Genomic DNA, 21,273 nt, shown 5'->3' on the forward strand with positions numbered 1-21,273 from the left:
CGGCTCCCTGACGGTCGGACGGGGGCCGGTCCGCGGCGGGAGTCCGCGGTGTGTGTCCCTTGCGGGGAACGGGGATCCGCTAGGAGACGCGGTCCGCGAGCTCGCGCTCAGGGACCGGGACCGAGCGGGCCACGATGCGGTTGAGCTTCTCGCCCTCCACGTCGATGTTCGGCAGGAGTGCGTCCAGCCAGCGGGGCAGCCACCAGGCGGCCTTGCCGAGCAGGGCGAACAGGGCCGGCACGATCGCCATGCGGACGACGAAGGCATCGAAGAGGATGGCCGTCGCCAGCCCGAAGCCGATCATCTGGATCATGTCGTTGGCGTCCAGGATGAAGCCGGAGAACACGCTGATCATGATGGCCGCCGCGGCGGTGACGACGCGGCCGCTGTAGCGGAAGCCGGTGGTCACGGCCTCGTCCGGGCCTGCGCCGTGGACGTAGGCCTCGCGCATCCGGGAGACCAGGAAGACCTCGTAGTCCATGGCCAGGCCGAAGACGATGCCGATCATGAAGATCGGCATGGTGCTCATGATCGGACCGGTCTGGTCGATGCCGAGGACGTCCTTCAGCCAGCCCCACTGGAAGACCGCGACGACGGCGCCGAGGGCCGCGCTGACCGACAGGAGGAAGCCGAGGGCCGCCTTCAGCGGGACGAGCAGCGAGCGGAAGACCAGGACCAGCAGGACGAAGGCCAGGCCGACGACCAGGCCGAGGTAGGGCACGAACGCGTCGTCCAGCGTCTTCGAGAAGTCGATGAGCATCGCGGTCTGGCCGGTGATCAGCACCTCGCCGGAGGTCTGCTCCTCCAGGCCGCCCGCGAGGGCGCGGAGGTCGTGGACGAGGTCCTCGGTCTTCTTGTCGGCCGGACCGGTGGTCGGGACGACGTTGAGGATGGCGGTGTCGCCGGCCTCGTTGGCGGTGGCCGGGGAGACCGAGGCGACGCCGTCCACCTTGGCGAGGGCCTTGCCGACCGTGTCACCGGCGGCCTTGGCGTCCTTGGCGCTGACCGTGACCATCAGCGGGCCGTTGAAGCCGGCGCCGAAGGACTCGGACAGCATGTCGTACGCCTTGCGCTGGGTGGTCTCCGTCGACATGGTGCCCTCGCCCGGCAGGCCGAGCTCCAGGCTGGCGGCGGGGACCGCGAGCGCACCCAGGCTCACGACGCCGACGAGCAGGACGGCGATCGGGTTGCGGAGCACGTAGCCGGCCCAGCGGGAGCCGAGGTTCGGCTTGTTGGGGTCCTTCTTCGCGGCGCGCGCGGCGGCCTTGGCGGCCCGCTTGGCGGACACGCGCTGCTTGCGGGCCGACAGCGGCCCGCTCCAGAACAGGTGGCGCTCGCGGCGGGGCAGCACCTTGAACGGGGCGAAGCCGAGCAGCGCGGGAACCAGCGTCAGCGCGATGAGGACGGCGACGGCGACCGTACCGGAGGCGGCCAGGCCCATCTTGGTGAGCAGCGGGACGTTCACGACGGACAGGCCGGCCAGCGCGATGATGACCGTGAGGCCGGCGAAGACGACGGCCGAGCCGGCCGTGCCGACTGCGCGTCCGGCGGCCTCCTCGCGGTCACGGCCCTCCGCCATCTCCGAGCGGTAGCGGGAGACGATGAACAGCGCGTAGTCGATGCCGACGGCGAGGCCGAGCATCATCGCCAGCGTCGAGGTGGTGGCGGAGAGCCCGAACGTGCTGCCGAGCGCGGTGATGCCGGAGATGCCGATGGAGACGCCGATGGTGGCGGTCAGGAGCGGCATGCCGGCCGCGATCATCGAGCCGAAGGTCAGCAGCAGGACTATGGCGGAGACCAGGATGCCGATGCCTTCGCCCGAACCGCCCATCTCGGCCTTGATCTTGACGGCGTCACCGCCGGCCTCGACGGTCAGTCCGCCGGCCCGGGCCTTCTCGGTGATCTCGTCGAAGGCGTCGTGGGCCTCGTCGCTCACCTCGGGGCCGGGCACCTTGTAGGTGACCACCGCGTAGGCGGTGGTGCCGTCCTGGCTGATGGTGTTGGCCTGGTAGGGGTCGGTCGCGCCGGTCACCTCGGGGGCCTTGGACAGGTTTCCGAGCAGCTCGGTGACGGCGGCCTTCGGGCCTGCGTCGGAGATCTTGGCGCCCTGGGGGGCGCGGACGACGACGCGGGCGCTGGCGCCGGTGGCGCTGGCCGTGGGGAACTTCTCCTTGAGCAGGTCGAACGCCTTCTGCGATTCGGTGCCCGGCATGGAGAAGGTGTCGGCGGGGGGCGGGGGTGCGGAGGACGCCGCGACTCCGACGCCGCCGAAGATCAGCACCCACAGGACGACCAGCAGCCATCGGCGCCGGAACGCCAGGCGGCCGAGTTTGTAAAGGAAGGTGGCCACGGCGAGTGGACTCCCATCGGATCGGCAGAGCAAAGAGGCAGGACACGTGGACAATAACAAACCGCTCGTGCGGTTTTCTTGTGGGCGTCGGATTCGCGCCATCCCGCCGGCTTCGGCCACGAACGCCGTACGCGACCAGGCACACGGGTCGATCCAGCGCGGGCTCGAACCCCGTCGGAAGTTCACCGGAGCCCGGTGGTGGCGCACTTGAGCCCTGCTCAAGCCGGCGGGCAGGCATACGGGCGGGCAGGCCACACGAACGCCCGCGGCCCCCTCGTCAGGGTGCCGCGGGCGCTCCGGTGTGACGGACCGGTCAGAGAACGGCGCCTTCCCTCGTCCTCCTGCGCAGGGTCGGCCTGCTCGACTGGGCGAGGTCCTTCCACATGTCCGAGAGACCGGTGATGGTGCGCGCCGCGAACAGCCTGCGGATCGACACCTCCTGGTTCAGCTCCGCCCGGATCAGGCCGACCAGCCGGATCGCTCGCAGCGAGTTTCCGCCGAGGTCGAAGAAGTCCTCGTCGATGCCGACCCGGTCCAGCTCGAGCACGTCGGCGAACGCCGCGGCCAGCACCCGCTCGGTCTCGTTGCGCGGTGCCCGGTACTTCCCGGCGTCGAACTCGGGCTCCGGCAGCGCCGCCCGGTCCACCGTCCCGTTGACCGTCACCGGCAGGCGTTCCAGCACCGTGAACACCGACGGCACCATGGACTCCGGCAGCCACCCCGCGGCGAACCGGCGCAGCTCTTCGCCCGAGACGCTCTGGCCGCGGACCGGGACCACGTAGGCCACCAGGCGCTGCTGCCCGGAACCATCGGCCTTGACGACCACGACCGACTGTGCAAGGCCGCTGTGCTCGGACAGCACCTCTTCGACCTCGGCCAACTCGACTCGAACGCCACGTACATCGACCTGGGCGTCGGCCCGGGCCACGTACTCGAGCCGGCCGCCGGTACCCCAGCGCACCCGGTCCCCGGTCCGGTACATGAGCGCGCCGGCCGGACCGAAGGGGCAGGGGACGAACCGCTCCGCGGTCGGCCCGGGCTGCCCGGCGTACCCACGGGCCACGCCGGGCCCGGCCACGTACAGCTCTCCGGTCACGCCGACGGGGACGGGCGCCAGTCCCGGACCCAGCACGTAGAGGGCGGTGTTGTCCATCGGGCGGCCGACCGCGGACGCGAGGCGCACGGGTTCGTCCGCGGCCAGGCGCTGGCACGCGGCGAAGACGGTGGTCTCCGTCAGGCCATGGCCGGTGACGATCGTCAGCTCGGGGCAGGCCTCGCGGACCCGGCGCAGCGCGGCCGTCGACACGCGGTCGCCACCGGTCCACACCTCGCGCAGCCCGGCGAGGCAGTCGGGGCGTTCTGCGGCGATCACCGAGAACCGGCCCGCGGGCAGCCACAGCGTGGAGATCTCGTGGACCGCCCGCAGAGCGGTCAGCGCGTCGATGTCGAGCTCGCCCGCCGGCGCCACGACCACGCGGCCGCCGTTCAGCAGGGGGACCCACAGTTCGAGGGCGAGCGCGTCGGCGGTGTGCGGCGCGTGCCACAGCACCGTGCTCTGGCCGGCCTCCTTGCAGTGGCGGTCCTTGACGAACCGCTCCATGTTCCGGTGCGTCACGGCGACTCCGGTGGCCGCACCGGTCGTTGCGGAGCCGTGCATGACGGCCAGCAGGCTGTCCTGGTGCGCCGTGAGCGCAGCTTCCGGCGCGCCGTTGTTCGCGTGGTCGGCGGTGTCCGGGCGGACGTCGTCGAACACGATCGCCGGAACGTCCAGGTGGGAGGAGAGAGCGCCGGCCGTCGCCGCATCGGTGAGCAGGGCGCGCGCCGGGGCGGCGCCGATCTGCGCGTTGATCTGCTCCGCCGGGAGCGTCGGGTCGATCGGCAGGTAGGCCCCGCCCGCCTTCACCACGCCCAGCAGGGCGACGGCGAGGTCCACCGACCGGGGCAGCGCCACGGCGACGACCGTCTCGGGTCCCACGTGCTGCCCTCGCAGCGCCTCGGCGAGACGGCTCGAGCGCTCGTCCAGCTCCCGGTACGAGACCTCCGAGTCGCCGGACACCATGGCGATGGCGTACGGGTCCCGCTCCACCTGCCGGGCGAACAGCTCGGGAACCGTCAGCCCCGGCAGCGGCACGTCCGTGTCGTTCGGCGCCGTCAGGACGCCGTCGCGCTCGACACCGCCGACCACGTCCAGCGCACCGACCGGCTGCGTACCGGCGGCCACCACGGCACGGATGTGCGCGATCAGCTCCTCGCCGAGGAAGCGCAGCTCCGCGCGGTGGTACAGGCTGGCAGGGGCGTCGAGCCGGATGTAGAGGTCGCTGTCGGCGCTCCCGTCGGTGTAGACGCCGATCGACAGTTCCTCGAAGGTGCCGGTCGTGGCGCCGGAGTAGCGCGCCGGGCTGTCGGCGAAGTGGAGCTGCTCCACGAACTCGACGACGTTCATGACGGCGCCGAAACTGCCGCGGCCGCTCAGGACGGTTCCGCTCGCGCGCTGGATGTCCGAGTAGTGGCAGGCGGTGTGGCCGAAGAGCTCGTACGTCTCGTCGACCATGGCGTCGGCTATCTCGGCGAAGGTCGCGCTGAGCGGAACCGAGACCCGCACCGGCACCACGTTCACGGCCAGGCCGGGCGTCCTGCTCGCCACGCCGACGCGGTTGCCGACGGCCAGGGAGAGGAGGAACTCCGGACGGTCGCAGCGGTGCCGGAAGAACACCGCCGCGGCCGCGGTCATCATCTGCGACATCCACACGCCCATGGACGTCGCGGTCTCGGTCCACACGTCGGCCTCGGCGCGCGGAACGGTCAGCGTCCGGCTCACCATGCCGATGGTCTCGGCCACCTCCGACCAGCGGTCGGCGCTGCTCATCGGCTCGGAGAGGGCGGCCCGCATCGAGTCGGACAGGGCGACGCGCGGAACCTGCGCGGGCGCCGGCGCATCCTTCAGGTAGCCGCGCCAGAAGTCCATGTCCTCGGTGAACTTCGGGGAGGCGAGGTAGTCCGTCGCCTCGGCCGCGAACGACTCGGCGTCCCACGGGTGCGGCATCTGCGGGACGTCCTCGCCCCGCACCAGCGCCGTGTAGACCTCGGCGAGGCGCTTCGAGAGCAGGCCGCCCGCGCCGAACCCGTCCGAGATCAGGTGGTGGTAGGCGATCACGAGGAGGGAGCGGGCCTCCGCGAGCTTGACCACGCCCAGTCGGAACAGCAGGTCCCGCGACAGGTCGAACGGCTGCCGCACCATGTCGGCCAGCGCTTCGCGCGCCGCCTGCTCGGGGTCGGCCTCGGCACTGAGGTCCAGGAAGAAGGGCCGCCAGTCCCCCAGTTCCCGGGGTACCAGGCGCAGTCCGCTGCCGTCGTCGACGAAGTTGACGCGCAGCACCTCCGCCTCGCCCATCACGTGCAGGAATGCGGATTCGATGACGGCCGTGTCCAGCTCACCGTCCACATCCCACATGGTCAGCGCATGGTTCGGCGTGTCGGGAGCCATTTCCTGCGCCCGCCACATGCCTTTATGCGCAGACGACGCACCGAACGAACGCACACAGATCAACCCCTCAGCAAACAGGCCCGGGAATCGGAGAACTTCACAGATCACCCCCACCTTCGGGGAAGGGGGTCGGCCGTTCAAGACAACTTGGCGCCGGGCGGGACAAGCCGCTGTGGAGCTTGCGGTGTCCCGCCGGCGGGACAGTTCCTACGCGGCCATCGAGGAGGTGACGTGCTCGGCGATCCGCCTCGGCGAGGGGAACTTCAGGACCAGGTTCGCCCTCAGCCTGAGGCCGGTCGATGCGGTCAGGCGCTTGCTCAGCTCCACGGAGAGCAGCGAGTCGAATCCGATCTCCTTGAACTCCTGATCGGGGTCGACGGACGCACTGGAGGGGTGTCCGAGCACGACGGCGACCTTCTCGAGGACGTGCTCGAGCACGAGTGCCTTCGCGTCGTCGCCGGAGAGGGCGGAGATCCGTTCCGGCAGGGGGACGAGGTGGTCGTCTCCTGCCGGCGGCTCGGCCGAGGGCACCTCGGCCGCCACCGCCGTCTGTGAGGAGTTCAGCCAGTACCGCTGCCGCTGGAACGCGTACGTCGGAAGGTCCACCCGCTCGCGCGTCCCGAACAGGGCGTCCCAGTCCACCGACCCGCCCCGGACGTGGAGCTGGGCCAGCGAGCCGACCACGGCCTCGGCCTCGTCCCGGTCCCGCCGCGACGAGGACAGGACCAGCGCGTCGTCCACGTCCTCGACGATCTCCTGCACCGGGACGGTCAGTACGGGGTGCGGGCTCATCTCGACGAACACCCGGAAGCCGTCCTCGGCCAACCGCTGGACGGAGGTTTCGAAGAGGACCTTCTCGCGCAGGTTGTCGTACCAGTAGTCGCCGTTGAGCCGTGCGGTGTCGATGACCTTGCCGTACAGGGTCGAGTAGAAGGGCAGCTGCGACGTCTTCGGGCTCACGTCGGACAGCGGGCCGAGCACCTGCTCGCGGACCCGGGTCACATGGTGGGAGTGCGAGGCGTAGTCGACCGAGATCCTGCGGGCCTGGGCGCCGTCGGCCTTCATCTTTTCGACGAACTCGTCGAGGGCGTCCGGCTCCCCGGACACCACCACGGAGCGGGGGCCGTTGACGACGGCGATGCTCAGCTGGTCCCCCCACGGAACGAGACGTTCCGCTACGACGTCCGCGGACTCCGCGACCGACGCCATCCCGCCGTGACCGATCAGGTCCAGCAGAGCCAGGCTGCGCAGCGCCACGATCTTGGTGGCGTCCCTCAGCGACAGCGCACCGCAGACGTGGGCGGCGGCGATCTCGCCCTGGCTGTGTCCGACCACCGCGGCCGGTTCCACACCCCAGGAGCGCCACAGGCTCGCCAGGGACACCATCACCGAGAACAGCGCCGGCTGGACCACGTCCACCCGGTCCAGGGACGGCGCCCCCTCCACCCCGCGCACCACGTCGAGCAGCGACCAGTCGACCCACTCGGACAGGGCGGCCGCGCACGCGTCGAGGCTCTGCGCGAAGACCGGGAAGGTGTCGTACAGCTGCCGGCCCATGCCCACCCACTGCGACCCCTGTCCGGGGAACACGAAGGCGACACCGCCGAGTTTCCCGGCCGAGCCGCGCACCACCGCGGGGGACTCCGCGCCCTCGCCGAGCGCCGCGAGAGCGCCCAGGAGCTCGTCGCGGCCCCGGCCCAGCACGACCGCACGGTGCTCGAACCGCGACCGGCTCGACAGCAGCGACGCACCGATGCCGGCGACGTCCGCCTGCGGGTCGGCGGCGAGGAAGTCGCGCAGCTTGCCCGCCTGCCCCCGCAGGGCGGCCGCGCTCTTGGCCGACACCACCCACGGCACGAGCCCGCCGACGACGTCCGGGCCCGGAACGCGCTCCTGCGCCTGCTCCTGCTGCGGAGCCTCTTCCAGGATCACGTGCGCGTTGGTGCCGCTGACGCCGAACGAGGACACGCCGGCCCGGCGCGGACCGTCCGCCCGGGTCCACTCACGGCCCTGTGCCAGCAGTTCGACCCCGCCTGAGGACCAGTCGACGTGCCGCGAGGGCGCGTCCACGTGCAGGGTCTTCGGCAGGTACCCGTGGCGCATGGCCATCACGGCCTTGATGACCCCGCCGACGCCGGCGGCGGCCTGGGCATGACCCATGTTCGACTTCAGGGATCCCAGGTAGAGCGGCCTGCCCTCGGCCCGGTCCTTCCCGTAGGTCGCCAGCAGGGCCTCCGCCTCGATGGGATCGCCCAGCTTGGTCCCGGTGCCGTGCGCTTCGACCAGGTCCACCTCGGAGGCCTTGACCCCCGCGTTCGCCAGGGCCCGCCGGATCACCTTCTCCTGGGCGCGGCCGTTGGGGGCGGTCAGCCCGTTGCTGGCCCCGTCCTGGTTCACCGCGGAACCGCGGACGACGGCGAGCACCGGGTGGCCGTTGCGGCGGGCGTCGGACAGCCGCTCCAGGAGCAGGACGCCCACGCCCTCGGCCCAGCCGGTCCCGTCGGCCCCGTCCGCGAAGGCCTTGCACCGGCCGTCCGCCGACAGGGCGCCCTGCCGGGCGAACTCCACGAAGGCGGCGGGCGTCGACATCACCAGCGCCCCGCCGGCCAGCGCGAGCGAGCACTCCCCCGCACGCAGGGACTGCACCGCCATGTGCAGGGCCACCAGCGACGAGGAGCATGCCGTGTCCAGGGACACCGCCGGGCCGGTCAGGCCCAGCTCGTACGCCACCCGGCCGGACGCGACGCTCAGCGAGCTGCCGTACAGCAGGTAGCCCTCGAGCTCGCTCTGGCCCGCCTCCAGGAAACGCCAGCCGTACTCGGTCGAGCTGACTCCGGAGAAGACGCCGACCTCCGACCCGCGTACGTCGGCGGGGACGATGCCGGCCCGCTCGAAGGCCTCCCACGAGGTCTCCAGCAGCAGGCGCTGCTGCGGGTCGGTGGCCAGCGCCTCGCGCGGGCTGATGCCGAAGAAGTCCGCGTCGAAGCCGGCGACGTCGGCCAGGAACCCTCCCTGGCGCACGTAGGCACTGCCGACGGTGTCGGGGTCCGGGTCGTACACGTCCCGCCAGCCGCGGTCCGCCGGGAACGCGTCCACCACGTCCCGGCCGCTGCGGATCACGTCCCACAGCTCCTCGGGCGACGAGACGCCTCCCGGGTAGCGGCAGGCCATGGCCACCACGGCGATCGGCTCGCCGCGGCCGGCCTTCAGGGCGTCGTTCTCCTGACGCAGGCGGTCGCGCTCCTCCAGCAGCGCACGGAGCGCCCGCTGGACCCGGTCCCCGCCCTCCGCCGTCTGATCCGCGGAGTTGGTCATGTCACTTACCTCTTCTCATCAAGAGCCAGGTCGAGCAGCGCGTCCAGGTCCATGTCCGACAGTTCGTCCGCACCGGTGTCCGCGTCCGCCGCGACGGCCTCGCCGTTCGCCCGGGGCGGGTTGGCGCATGCCAGGACCAGCTCCAGGAGGCCCGCGCTGCGCAGGCTGTCGATCGAGACGTTCCGCAGCACCTCGCGGATCACAGCGTCCTCGTCCTCGCTCGCGTCCGCCTCGGGACGCAGCAGGCCCAGGAGGTGCAGGCCCAGCTCGCGCGGCGTGGGGTAGCTGAAGACGAGGGTGGACGCCAGGCGCAGTCCGGTCGCGGCGGCCAAGCGGTTGCACAGTTCGACCGCGGTCAGCGAGTCGAATCCGAGCTGGGTGAAGGCCTGGTCGGCGTCGACGGCCGCGCCGGACGGGTGTCCGAGCACGACGGCGACCTGGTCGCGGATCCAGTCCAGGGCCGCTGCCTCCGCCTCGTCCGCGGGCAGGGTGACCAGCCTGGCGGCCAGGTCCACGGAGCCGCCGTCCTTGGGCGTGCCCGTCCTGCTCCGGCGCGGACGGCCGGAGTCGGCGAGGCCGCGCAGCAGCAGCGGCAGCTCGTCGGCGGCCTTGCCGCGCAGCCCGGCGAGGTCCACCCGGGCCGGGACGAGGACCGGCTGGCCGCTCGCGCACGCCGAGTCGAACAGGGCCAGTGCCTCGGCCGTCGGCATCGGTGCGATGCCCATCCGGCGGAGCCGGGAGAGATCGGCCTGGTCCAGGTCCCCGGTCATGCCGCTGCTCTGCTCCCACCAGCCCCAGCACAGCGAGGTGCCGACCAGGCCGGATGCGCTGCGCTGCGCCGCCAGACCGTCCAGGAAGCCGTTCGCCGCGGCGTAGTTCGCCTGTCCTGCGGTGCCGAGCGTGCCGGCGAGGGCGGAGAACTGGACGAACGCCGAGAGGCTGTGCTCCCGGGTCAGCTCGTGCAGGTTGACCGCACCGCCGGCCTTGGCGCGCAGCACGTGGTCGATGCTCTCCGCGGTCAGCGACTCGACGGTGCCGTCCGCGAGGACGCCCGCCGCGTGCACGACCGCCGTCAGGGGGTACTGCGGGGGCATGTCCGCGAGCAGGTCCGCCACGGCGGCCCGGTCCGCGATGTCGCAGGCCACGACCCGGACGCAGGCACCCGCCTCCTCGAGGTCCGAGACCAGCTCGGGAACCCCGTCGGCCGCCGTGCCCCGACGGCTGGCCAGGACCAGGCTCCGTACGCCGTGTTCGGCGACGAGGTGCCGCGCCACCAGCGAGCCGACGCCGCCGGTGCCGCCGGTGACGAGCACGGTGCCGCCGCCGAAGCCGCTGCTCAGGTCGAAGACGAGCTTGCCGACGTGGCGGCCCTGGCTCATGTCGCGGAACGTCTTGCGGGCGTCGCGGATGCTGCGGACGGAGATCGGGCTGAGCTGCACCCGTCCGTCGGCGAACAGCTCCATCACGTCGCGGAACATCTCGTGGATGGTGTCCGGGCCCGCCGTGCCGTAGAGGTCGAAGGCCCGGTATGCGACGCCGGGGTGGTCGGCCGCGACCTGCCGGGCGTCGCGGATGTCCGTCTTGCCCATCTCGATGAAGTTGCCGCCGCCCGGCAGCAGCTTCAGCGAGGCGTCGACGAAGGTGTGCGCGAGGGAGTTGAGTACGACCTCGACACCGCGGCCGTCCGTGGCGTCGAGGAACTTCTCCACGAACTCCAGGTCGCGCGAGGACGCCAGGTGCGCGTCGTCGAGGCCCATGGCGCGCAGCGCGGGCCACTTGGCCGGGCCGGCCGTGGCGTAGACCTCGGCGCCCACGTGCCGGGCCAGCTGGACGGCGGCCGTTCCGACGCCGCCGGCAGCGGCGTGGATGAGGATGCGCTGCCCCTTCTGCAGCTTCATCACGTGGAAGAGCGCGTAGTACGCGGTGAGGAAGGTGCTCGGCATGGAGGCCGCCTCGGCGTGGCTCCAGCCGTCGGGGACGGGGGCCAGCAGGCGGTGGTCGGCCACGGCCACGCGGCCGAAGGAGCCGTTGAAGATGCCGGTGACCCGGTCGCCGGGGGCGAGGCCGGCCACGTCGTCCGCGACCTCCAGCACGATGCCCGCGCCCTCGCTGCCGAGCCCGGAGTCGAAGTCCGTCCGGTCGATGAGGCCGAGGGCGATCGTGACGTCGCGGAAGTTGAGGCCGGCGGCCTGGACGGCGATGCGGACCTGCCCGGCCTCCAGGGGCGCCTCCACCTCGGGGCACGGGACCCAGGTCAGGTTCTCCAGCGTGCCCGCCTTCGTGATGCCCAGCCGGTACGCGCCGTCGGCCGGCGGCTCGAGCCGGTGGTCGGCGGGCGCGGCCTGCACCATCCGCGGCACGAGGGACGTACCGCCGCGCAGCGCCAGCTGGTCCTCACCGAGGGCGAGGGCGTCCGCGAAGGCCGCCCACGAGCTGTCCTCGTCGTCGATGTCGACGAGCCGGAACCGGCCGGGGTGCTCGGTCTGGGCGGAGCGGATCAGGCCCCACACGGACGCGCCGGGCAGGCTCTCGACGTCGTCGCCCGCGCCGGTGGCCTGCGCCAGGCGGGTGAGCACGACCAGCGTGGACGCGGCGAGCCGGTCCTCGGCGAGGAACTTCTGGACGGTCTCCAGCACGTGCTTGCCGGCGTCGCCGACCGTGGTGAGCAGGTCGTCGCCGCCGGGGGCGACGGCGTCGTCGAGGCACAGGACGAGGTGGCGGGGGGCGTCGGCGGTGAGGACCTCGCCGAGGGAGGCGTACAGCGAGACGCTGCCGTCGCCCGCGGCAACGAGCCGGGCGGCCCGGCCGGTCTCCGCGCCGATGACGCCCCACTGCGCGCGGCCGGCGTCCGGCGCGGCCTCCGGGGCCGGGCGCCAGTCCAGTGCGTACAGGGACTGCTCGCGTCCGCCGCGTGCCGAGCGGACCTGCTCGGCGCCGGCCGGCCGGAACGTCAGCGCGTCGACGTGGGCGATCTCGCGGCCGTGCTCGTCGGCGATCACGAGGGACACGACGCCTTCGGCGGCCGGGGTGAGCTTGACGCGCACGGTCGGGCCGCATTCCCCGGCGAGGTGCACGCCGGACCAGGCGAAGGGCATCCAGCCCTGGTCGCCCGTCACGGTGATGACGCCGCCGGCGACGACGGCGTGCAGCACGGTGTCGATCAGTGCCGGGTGCAGGGCGAACCCGCCGTCGGCGCCTTCCGGAAGGGTGGCGAGGGCGAACAGGTCGTCGCCCTTGCGCCAGACCTCGCGCAGGCCGCGGAACAGCGGGCCGTAGTCGAAGCCGCCGTCCGCGAGGGAGTCGTAGAGGCCGTCGAAGCCGATCTGCTCGGCCCCGGCCGGCGGCCACGCGGCGAGCGCGCGGGCGTCCTCGGCCCGGTCGGCGTCCTGCGGGGCGCCGGGCACCAGGGTGCCCATGGCGTGCCGGGTCCAGCCGCCGGCACCGGCGGCGTCCTCGGCGGGACGCGAGTACACGTCCAGGGAGCGGCGGCCGCTCTCGTCCGCGGCGCCGGCGACGACGCGCACCTGAACGTCGCCCGTGTCGGGGAGGATCAGCGGGACTTCGAGGGAGAGCTCCTCGACCGAGGCGCAGCCGACGTGTTCGCCCACCGACAGCGCCAGGTCCATGTAGGCGGTCGCCGGGACGACGACGGAGTCGAAGACGGCGTGGTCGGCGATCCACTCGTGGGTCCGCAGGGACCACAGGTCGGTGAAGACCACCTCGTCGGTGCCGGGGTGCTCCACCACGGCGCCGAGCAGCGGGTGCTCCGCGGCGGACAGGCCGGCGGAGGTCACGTCCGCGGACGCGAGGCCCGACAGGAAGTCCATCCAGTAGCGCTGGTGCTGGAACGCGTACGTCGGGAGGTCGACGCGCTCCTGCGTGCCGAACAGGGCGGCCCAGTCCGCGGCGGCGCCCAGGACGTGCAGCTCGGCGAGCGCGCCCGCCAGGCCCTGCGCGACACCGCGGTCGCGGCGCGACGAGGCCACGACGGCGGCGTCGTGCACGCCCTGCGCGGCGAACGCGTCCTTGGTGAGGCCGGCGAGCGTGGAGCCCGGGCCGACCTCGACGAAGACGTTCGCGCCGGCCGCGCGGGCGCGCTCCACGGCGTCGTGGAAGCGCACGGGCTCACGGACGTGGTCGACCCAGTGGGTGACGGACGTCAGCTCCTGGAGGGTCGCCTCGCGGCCCAGCAGCGTCGAGACGATCGGGACCGACAGCTCGCCGCCCATGGGCAGGGCGCGCAGCGCCCGTTCGAACTCTTCCAGGACCGGGCCCATCAGCGGGGAGTGGAACGCGTGGTCGACGGGGAGCAGCTTCGCCGACCGGCCGTCGGCGACGAGCCGGTCGCGCAGGTCGTGCACCTCGTCGCGCAGGCCCGAGACGACCACCGACTCCGGGCCGTTGACGGCGGCGATGCCGGTACGGGTGTACGGGCTCAGCAGCGCGGCGACTTCGGCTTCCGGGGCGCGGACCGCCAGCATGGCGCCGGGCTCGGTGACGGCCTGCATGGTGCGGCCGCGGGCGGCCACGATGCGGGTCGCGGTGTCCAGGTCGAAGGCTCCGGACACGTGGGCGGCGGCGATCTCGCCGACGGAGTGGCCGATCAGGTGGGTCGGCTCGGGGCCGTACCGGCGCAGGAGCCGGTAGAGGGCGACCTGCAGGGCGAACAGCGCGGGCTGCATGACGTCCGTGCGCTCGCGGCCCTCGGGCTCGTCGGCGAGCAGGAGGGGCTTCAGCTCGAAGGGGAGGTGCGCGTCGAAGCGCGCGCAGACCTCGTCGAGGGCCTCGGCGAAGACGGGGAAGGTGTCGTACAGCTCGCGGGCCACACCGGTCCACTTCGAGCCCTGGCCCGGGAACATGAAGGCGAGGCCGCCCGGCTCGCCGGCCGCGCCGCGCACCACGGCGGGGGACTCGGCGCCCTCGGCCAGCTTCGCGAGGCCGTCCAGCAGGTCGTCCCGGCCGCTGCCCAGCACCACGGCGCGGTGCTCGAACTTCGCCCGGCCGGAGATCAGCGAGGCGCCGATGGCGGCGAGGTCCGCCGCCGGGTCGGCGGTGACGAACGCGCGCAGCTTTTCGGCCTGCGCCCGCAGCGCCTGCTCGGACCGCGCCGACAGGGCCCACGGCACGAGGCCCGCAGCGCCGGCCGGCACGCGGTCGGCGGCGTCGGGGGCCGGCTGCGGCTCGGGGGCCTCCTCGAGGATGAGGTGCGCGTTGGTGCCGCTGGCGCCGAACGAGGACACGCCGGCCCGGCGGGGCCGGCCCGGGGCGGTGGTCCACTCGCGGGCCTCGGTCAGCAGCTCGACCGCTCCGGCCGTCCAGTCGACGTGCGTCGAGGGCTGGTCCACGTGCAGCGTCTTGGGCATCACGCCGCGCTGCATCGCCATGATCATCTTGATGATGCCGCCGACGCCGCCCGCCGCCTGGGTGTGGCCGATGTTCGACTTCAGGGAGCCCAGCCACAGCGGGTTGCCCGGCTCGCGCTCCTGCCCGTAGGTGGCCAGCAGCGCCTGCGCCTCGATGGGGTCGCCGAGCGTGGTGCCGGTGCCGTGCGCCTCGACCACGTCGACGTCGCCGGCCTGGACGCGGGCGTTGGCCAGCGCGGCGCGGATGACCCGCTGCTGCGCCGGGCCGCTCGGTGCGGTCAGGCCGTTGGAGGCGCCGTCCTGGTTGACGGCGGAGCCGCGGATGACCGCCCAGATCTTGCGGCCGTTGCGCTGCGCGTCGGAGAGCCGCTCCAGGACCAGCATGCCGACGCCCTCGGAGAAGCCGGTGCCGTCCGCCGCGTCGGCGAACGCCTTGCACCGGCCGTCGGCCGCCAGGCCGCCCTGGCGCGCGAACTCGCGGAGCACCTGCGGCATCGCCATGACGGTGACGCCGCCGGCCAGCGCCAGGCCGCACTCGCCCTGGCGCAGCGACTGCACCGCCTGGTGGACCGTCACCAGCGAGGAGGAGCACGCGGTGTCGGTGGACACCGCCGGCCCCTCCAGGCCCAGCGCGTACGACACGCGGCCGGACGCGACGCTCAGCAGGGAGCCGGTCTGCGCGTAGCCCGAGATGTTCTCGGGGGTGAAGTAGTGGTTGCCGTACCCGAAGTAGGCGAGGCCGGCGAAGACGCCGGTGCTGGTGCCGCGCAGGGAGTGCGGGTCGATGCCGGCCCGCTCCAGGGACTCCCACGAGGTCTCCAGCAGGAGCCGCTGCTGCGGGTCCGAGGCCAGCGCCTCGCGCGGGTTGATCTCGAAGAAGTCGGCGTCGAAGTCGCCCGCGTCGTGGAGGAAGCCTCCTTCCCGCGTGTAGCAGGTGCCCGGCCGCTCGCGCTGCGGGTCGTAGAGGTCCTCCAGGTCCCAGAAACGGTCCTCGGGGAACTCCGACACGACGTCCGCGCCCGCCTGCACCAGGTCCCACAGTGCTTCCGGGGACGCCGCCCCGCCCGGGAAGCGGCAGGCCACACCCACCACCGCGATGGGCTCGGCGGCGGCCTCGGTCAGCTCCTTCAGGCGCTTGCGCGTTTCGATCAGCTCGATCGACGTCCGCTTGAGGTACTCGAGAACTTCGGCGTTGTTGTCGTTTGTCATCGCTCTCCCCTAGCCGAGCTCTTTGTCCAGTAGCGCGAGAAGGTCTCCCGCCGAGGCCGAACTGATCTGGTCCACGATGCCGACCGGTGCTCCGGCGCTCACCAGCGAACGGACCCGGCCCTGCAGCTCGGCGAGCAGAGTGGAAATGGTGTTCTTGTCCTCGTCCGCGAGCACGAGGAACGCCTCCTCCAGCCGGGCGCCCAGTCCGTTGATCTCCTTGGCCAGGTGATCGGCCGGAGACTGCGGGGCGGCAGCGGAGTCGGGGGTGATGCGCGCGTTCAGGAACTGCGCGAGGGCGGTGGGGTTCGGGTGGTCGAACACCAGCGTGGAGGGCAGCTTCAGGCCGGTCACGGCCGACAGCTTGTTGCGCAGCTCCAGCGCGGTGAGCGAGTCGATCCCCAGTTTCCTGAACGTCGCGGCGGGGGTGATCCGCCGGGCGTCCGGGTGGCCGAGGACGATCGCCGTCTGCGTCCGGACGGCATCGAGCAGCACCGCCTCCGCCTCGGCCGGCGCCAGCGACGCCAGCTGCTGCGCGAGCCCGTTGTCGGTGGACTCCCGGTTCCCCGGTCCGCCGGGTCCGCCAGGCGTCCCGGCCAGCGCGCGAAGGAGCGGTGAAGCCGCGCCCGGCGCCGCGAGGTCCAGCCGCGCCGGCACCAGGACCGGCTCGGCGAGCGAGATCGCCGCGTCGAAGAGCGCGAGGCCCTCCTGCGAGGCCATCGGCAGCACGCCCTGGCGCTGGAGGCGTACGACGTCCGTGTCGCCGATGTCGGCGACCATCTCGCTGCGTTCGGCCCAGAAGCCCCAGCACAGCGAGGTGGCCGGCAGGCCCTCGGCCCGGCGGGCCTCCGCGAGGCCGTTGAGGAAGGCGTTGGCCGCCGCGTAGTTGGCCTGTCCTGCCGTCCCGAGCACGCTCGCGATCGAGGAGAACAGCACGAACGCGGACAGGTCCAGCCGGCGGGTCAGCTCGTGCAGGTGCCAGGCACCGTGCACCTTGGGCGCGAGGACCGTGTTCACGCGGTCCTCGGTCAGCGCCTCGACGACGCCGTCGGCCAGCACGCCCGCGCAGTGGATCACCGCGGTCAGCGGGTGCTCGGACGGCACCGCGGCGATGAGCTCGGCGACGGCATCACGGCTCGCCACGTCGCAGGCCACGATCTCGACCTGGGCTCCCGCCCCCGTCAGCTCCTCCTGCAGCCCTGCCGCCGAAGGGGCCGCCAGGCCCCGCCTGCTGGTCAGCACCAGCCGGCGCACGCCGTGCTGCCGGACGAGGTGCCGGGCCAGCATCGCGCCCAGGCCGCTGGTGCCACCGGTGATCAGTACCGTCCCGGCCCCGAGGGCGGGCATCTCTTCCGCCCCGCCGACGGATCCGTGACCGGCGGACGCAGCGTGGGCGCGGGCCAGTTCCGGGGTGGTCACCTCGCCGCCCCGGATCTTGAGCTGGAGTTCCCCGGTGTCCGCCGCCGCCGGGACGCAGGCCCACGAGGCGGGCCGGCCGTCCGTGTCCACGAGCGTGAACCGGCCCGGGTTCTCGGTCTGTGCGGTGCGTACGAACCCCCAGACCGCGGTGGCCGCGGGGTCGGGGCGGGGCACGTGCTCGTCGTGGATCGCGTCCTGCGTCACGACGACCAGGCGCGAATCGGCGAACCGGTCGTCGGCGAGCCACTCCTGCGTCCACCGCAGCACACGGTGGAGGTTCCGCTCGACGGCGGCGGGCGTGTCCTCGCCGTCCGCGCCCGCCGGGTCGACGGCGGCGATGACGAGCGGGGGTATCCCGCCGTCGGAGGCGGCGAGTTGCCCGAGGTCGGCGAAGACCTCTGCGCCCGGTGCCGGTTCCGCGGCGGGTGCGCCCAGTACCGCGTACCGGACCGTGGCGCGACCGGAGGGGACCGGGAGGGGGGCCCAGTCCACCCGGAACAGCGCGTCCTGGTGGTCGAAGCTCAGCGCGGTCAGCTTCTGGACGTCCGCGGGCCGCAGGGTCAGCGATTCGATGCCGCCGACGGGCGCTCCGTTCGCGTCCGCGAGGGTCACGGACAGCGCGTTCTCCCCTGCGGGCGCCATACGGACGCGCAGCACGGCCGGGGCGGCGGAGTTCACGCGCAGCCCCGTGCAGCGGAACGGCAGCCAGCCCTCGGGCCGGGAGCCGTCCACGAACTGCCCCAGCCCGACCGGCAGCAGCGCGGCGTGGAGCAGCGCCGGGTGGATCCGGTACCGGCTCCGGTCCGCGCCTTCGGCGGCGGGCAGCTCCACCTCCGCGAACAGGGCGTCGCCGTGGCGCCAGACCTTCTGCAGACCGCGGAACAGGGGCCCGTAGCCGAACCCGAGGGCCGACAGCCGGGCGTACTCGTCCTCGAAGGGCACGGCGACCGCGCCCGCGGGAGGCCACGCGAGGAGGCTCTCCTCCGCGGGGGTCCGGCCGGTGGCGGACCCGACGACGCCGACGGCGTTGCGCGTCCACTCGGTCTCGCCCTCGCCGCGGGAGTGCACGCTGATCACGCTCTTGGCGTCGACCACGACGCGGATCTCGCGCTCGGCCGTTCGGGAGAGCACCAGCGGCGTCTCCAGGGTGAGTTCTTCGACGACGTCGGCCCCCGCCTTGTGCGCGGCCCAGACCGCCGTCTCCAGCAGCGCCGTCGCCGGCACCAGGACGGCGCCGTGGACCACGTGGTCGGCGAGCCAGGGGTGGCGCTCCAGGGACAGGCGCCCGCTGCCCACCACGCCGCCGTTCTCTCCGTCGTCGGGCAGGTCGATCACGGCGTCGAGCAGCGGGTGGTCCGACGTGCTCCCGGCGGTGGTGGTCTCGTCGGGGGCGTTCAGCCAGTAGCGCTGTCGCTGGAAGGCGTACGTGGGCAGCTCGACCCACGGGCCGTCCCAGCCCTGGAACGCCTTCTCCCACGGCACGTCGGCGCCGGCCACGAAGGCCTCGGCCGCCGACCGGTGGAAGCGCGCGAGGCCGCCCTCGCCGCGGCGCAGGGTGCCCACGACGGCGGCCTCGACGCCCGCGCCGTCCAGGGTCTGTTCGACACCGATCGTCAGTACGGGGTGGGCGGACGCCTCGACGAAGAAGCGGAAGCCCTGTTCGGCCAGGGCCCGGGTCGCCTCCTCGAAGCGGACCGTCTGCCGCAGGTTGGTGTACCAGTACTCGGCGTCCATGCAGGTCGTGTCCAGCCAGTCGGCCGTCACGGTCGAGAAGAACGGCACCTCGGCGGTACGCGGCCGGAGCCCCGCCAGCACCCGGCGCAGTTCGCCTTCGATGCCCTCCACGTGCCGCGAGTGCGAGGCGTAGTCCACCGGAACCCGGCGGGCCCGCACCTCGTCCGCCTCGCAGGCGGCGAGCAGTGCATCGAGCTCGGCCACGTCGCCCGACACCACGACGGACGAGGGCCCGTTGACGGCCGCGACGGACAGCCCGTCCGTCAGGCGTGCGCGCACGTCCTGGACCGGGAGCGCGACCGACACCATGCCGCCGCGCCCGGACAGGGCCAGGATCGCCTTCGAGCGGAGCGCCACCACCTTCGCGGCGTCCTCGATCGACAGGGCGCCGGCGACGCACGCGGCGGCGATCTCGCCCTGGGAGTGGCCCACGACGGCCGCGGGCTGCACCCCGAACGAGTGCCACACCTCGGCCAGGGACACCATCACGGCCCACAGCACCGGCTGTACGACGTCCACGCGCTCCAGGGCGTCGGCGTCGCCGAGCACGTCGTGGAGGGACCAGTCGACGTGCGGCGACAGCGCGTCCGCGCACTCCTGCATGCGGGCCGCGAACACCGGGGAGGACTCCCACAGCTCGCGTCCCATTCCGATCCACTGCGACCCCTGGCCGGGGAAGACGAACACCGTCTTGCCCACCGGCTTCGCGACTCCGGACACCACACCGGCGGCGCCGCTCTCGTCACCCGCGGCAGCGGCGGTCAGGGCGGCGAGCAGTTCGTCGCGGTCGGCGCCGATGACCACCTGGCGGTGCTCGAACAGCGATCGCGTCTTCACCAGCGCATGTCCCACGCCCGCGAGCGGGAGGTCCGCGTCCGCCGCCACGCTGTCGCGCAGCCGCAGCGCCTGCTCGCGCAGCGCCTCCGCGGACCGGGCGGACAGCACCCACGGCACCGCGGCGGGAGCCGGAGCGGCGGTGGGCTGCTCCTCGGGTGCCTGCTCGACGGCCTCGGGTGCCTGCTCGAGGATCAGGTGCGCGTTGGTGCCGCTGATGCCGAAGGCGGAGACGCCGGCCCGCCGGGGGCGTCCCGGTGCGCTGGTCCACTCCCGGGCCTCGGTCAGCAGCTCGACCGCACCGGACGTCCAGTCCACGTGCGTCGACGGACGGTCCACGTGGAGGGTCTTGGGCAGCACGCCGTGGCGCAGCGCCATCGTCATCTTGATGACGGCGCCGACGCCTGCGGCGGCCTGCGTGTGGCCGATGTTGGACTTCAGCGAGCCCAGCCACAGCGGGCTGTCCTGCTCGCGGTCCTGCCCGTAGGTGGCGAGCAGCGCTTCGGCCTCCATGGGGTCGCCCAGCCTGGTGCCGGTGCCGTGCGCCTCCACCGCGTCCACGTCGCTCGCCTGCAGCCCGGCATCGGCCAGGGCTGCCCGGATGACGCGGCGCTGGGCCAGTTCGTTCGGCGCGCTGAGGCCGTTGGAGGCCCCGTCCTGGTTGGTCGCCGAGCCGCGGATCACGGCCAGGATGCGGCGCCCGTTGCGCCGGGCGTCCGAGAGGCGCTCGAGGACGAGCACGCCGGCGCCCTCGGAGAAGCCGGTGCCGTCGGCCGCGTCCGCGAACGCCTTGCACCGTGCGTCGTCCGACAGGCCGCGCTGGCGGCCCATCTCCACGAGCAGGCCCGGGGTCGGCATGGCCGACGCTCCGCCGGCCAGCGCCAGGGTGCACTCCCCGGACCGCAGGGAGCGGACGGCCTGGTGGACGGCGACGAGCGACGAGGAGCACGCGGTGTCGGTGGACACCGCCGGGCCCTCCAGGCCCAGCGTGTACGACACGCGGCCCGAGGCGACGCTCGGGAGCGTGCCGGTGAGCTGGAAGCCCTCGACCTCGCCGGCTGCCGCGCCGCCCATCCGCGGGCCGTAGTCGGTGGTGTAGATGCCGGTGAACACGCCGGTCGCCGAGCCGCGCAGCGCGGCCGGGTCGATGCCCGCCCGCTCCAGCGCCTCCCACGTCGTCTCCAGCAGCAGCCGCTGCTGCGGGTCCATCGCGAGCGCCTCGCGCGGGCTGATGCCGAAGAACGGCGCGTCGAACTCCGCGAGGTCGTGCAGGAATCCGCCCGAGCGCGTGTTCGTCGTCCCGGGCGTCCCGGGATCCTCGGAGTACAGGGCCTCCAGGTCCCATCCGCGGTCCGCCGGGAACTCGGTGATCGCGTCCACACCGTCGGACACGACTCCCCACAGCCCTTCGGGGGACGTCACCCCACCCGGGAAACGACACCCCATACCCACGACCGCGATGGGCTCGCGTGCGGACTCCTCCAGCTCGCGCACCCGCTCGCGCAGGTCCTGCGCATCGCCGACGGCGCGTCGCAAGTAGGACCGGAGCTTGTCGACATCCTCCACCA

Annotated in this window: 4 protein-coding genes and 1 pseudogene; all 5 read right to left on the bottom strand. The window is 73.2% G+C overall.

Going from position 1 to position 21,273, the window contains the following annotated elements; all coding sequences use genetic code 11:
• Positions 1-79: 79 nt before the first annotated feature.
• Positions 80-2,350 carry an MMPL family transporter gene (locus IF09_RS0130795; RefSeq protein ID WP_037636430.1) on the bottom strand — a complete coding sequence of 757 codons (2,271 nt, stop codon included), beginning with the start codon at positions 2,348-2,350 and terminating at the stop codon, positions 80-82.
• Positions 2,351-2,663: 313 nt separating this feature from the next.
• A complete protein-coding gene (locus IF09_RS0130800) occupies positions 2,664-5,948 on the bottom strand; it encodes an amino acid adenylation domain-containing protein (RefSeq protein WP_324606878.1) in 3,285 nt (1,094 codons plus the stop codon).
• Positions 5,949-6,041: 93 nt separating this feature from the next.
• The gene (locus IF09_RS0130805) at positions 6,042-9,149 is read right to left on the bottom strand and encodes a type I polyketide synthase (RefSeq protein ID WP_030301300.1); all 3,108 of its coding nucleotides are present in this window, start codon (positions 9,147-9,149) and stop codon (positions 6,042-6,044) included.
• Between the two features lie 5 nt (positions 9,150-9,154).
• Positions 9,155-15,721, bottom strand: a complete 6,567-nt coding sequence (locus IF09_RS0130810; RefSeq protein ID WP_030301302.1) for a type I polyketide synthase — start codon at positions 15,719-15,721, stop codon at positions 9,155-9,157.
• A 9-nt stretch (positions 15,722-15,730) separates the two neighbouring features.
• Positions 15,731-21,271 (bottom strand): annotated as a pseudogene (locus tag IF09_RS0130815) (SDR family NAD(P)-dependent oxidoreductase); the annotation flags it as partial.
• Between the last annotated feature and the right edge of the window lie 2 nt (positions 21,272-21,273).

The organism is Streptomyces katrae (genome assembly GCF_000717655.1).
Taxonomy (GTDB): Bacteria; Actinomycetota; Actinomycetes; order Streptomycetales; family Streptomycetaceae; genus Streptomyces; species Streptomyces katrae_B.

Coding starts and splice junctions, on each gene's coding strand:
- IF09_RS0130805 (WP_030301300.1), bottom strand. CDS start 9,149: ATGACCAACTCCGCGGATCAGACGGCGGAGGGCGGGGACCGGGTCCAG.
- IF09_RS0130810 (WP_030301302.1), bottom strand. CDS start 15,721: ATGACAAACGACAACAACGCCGAAGTTCTCGAGTACCTCAAGCGGACG.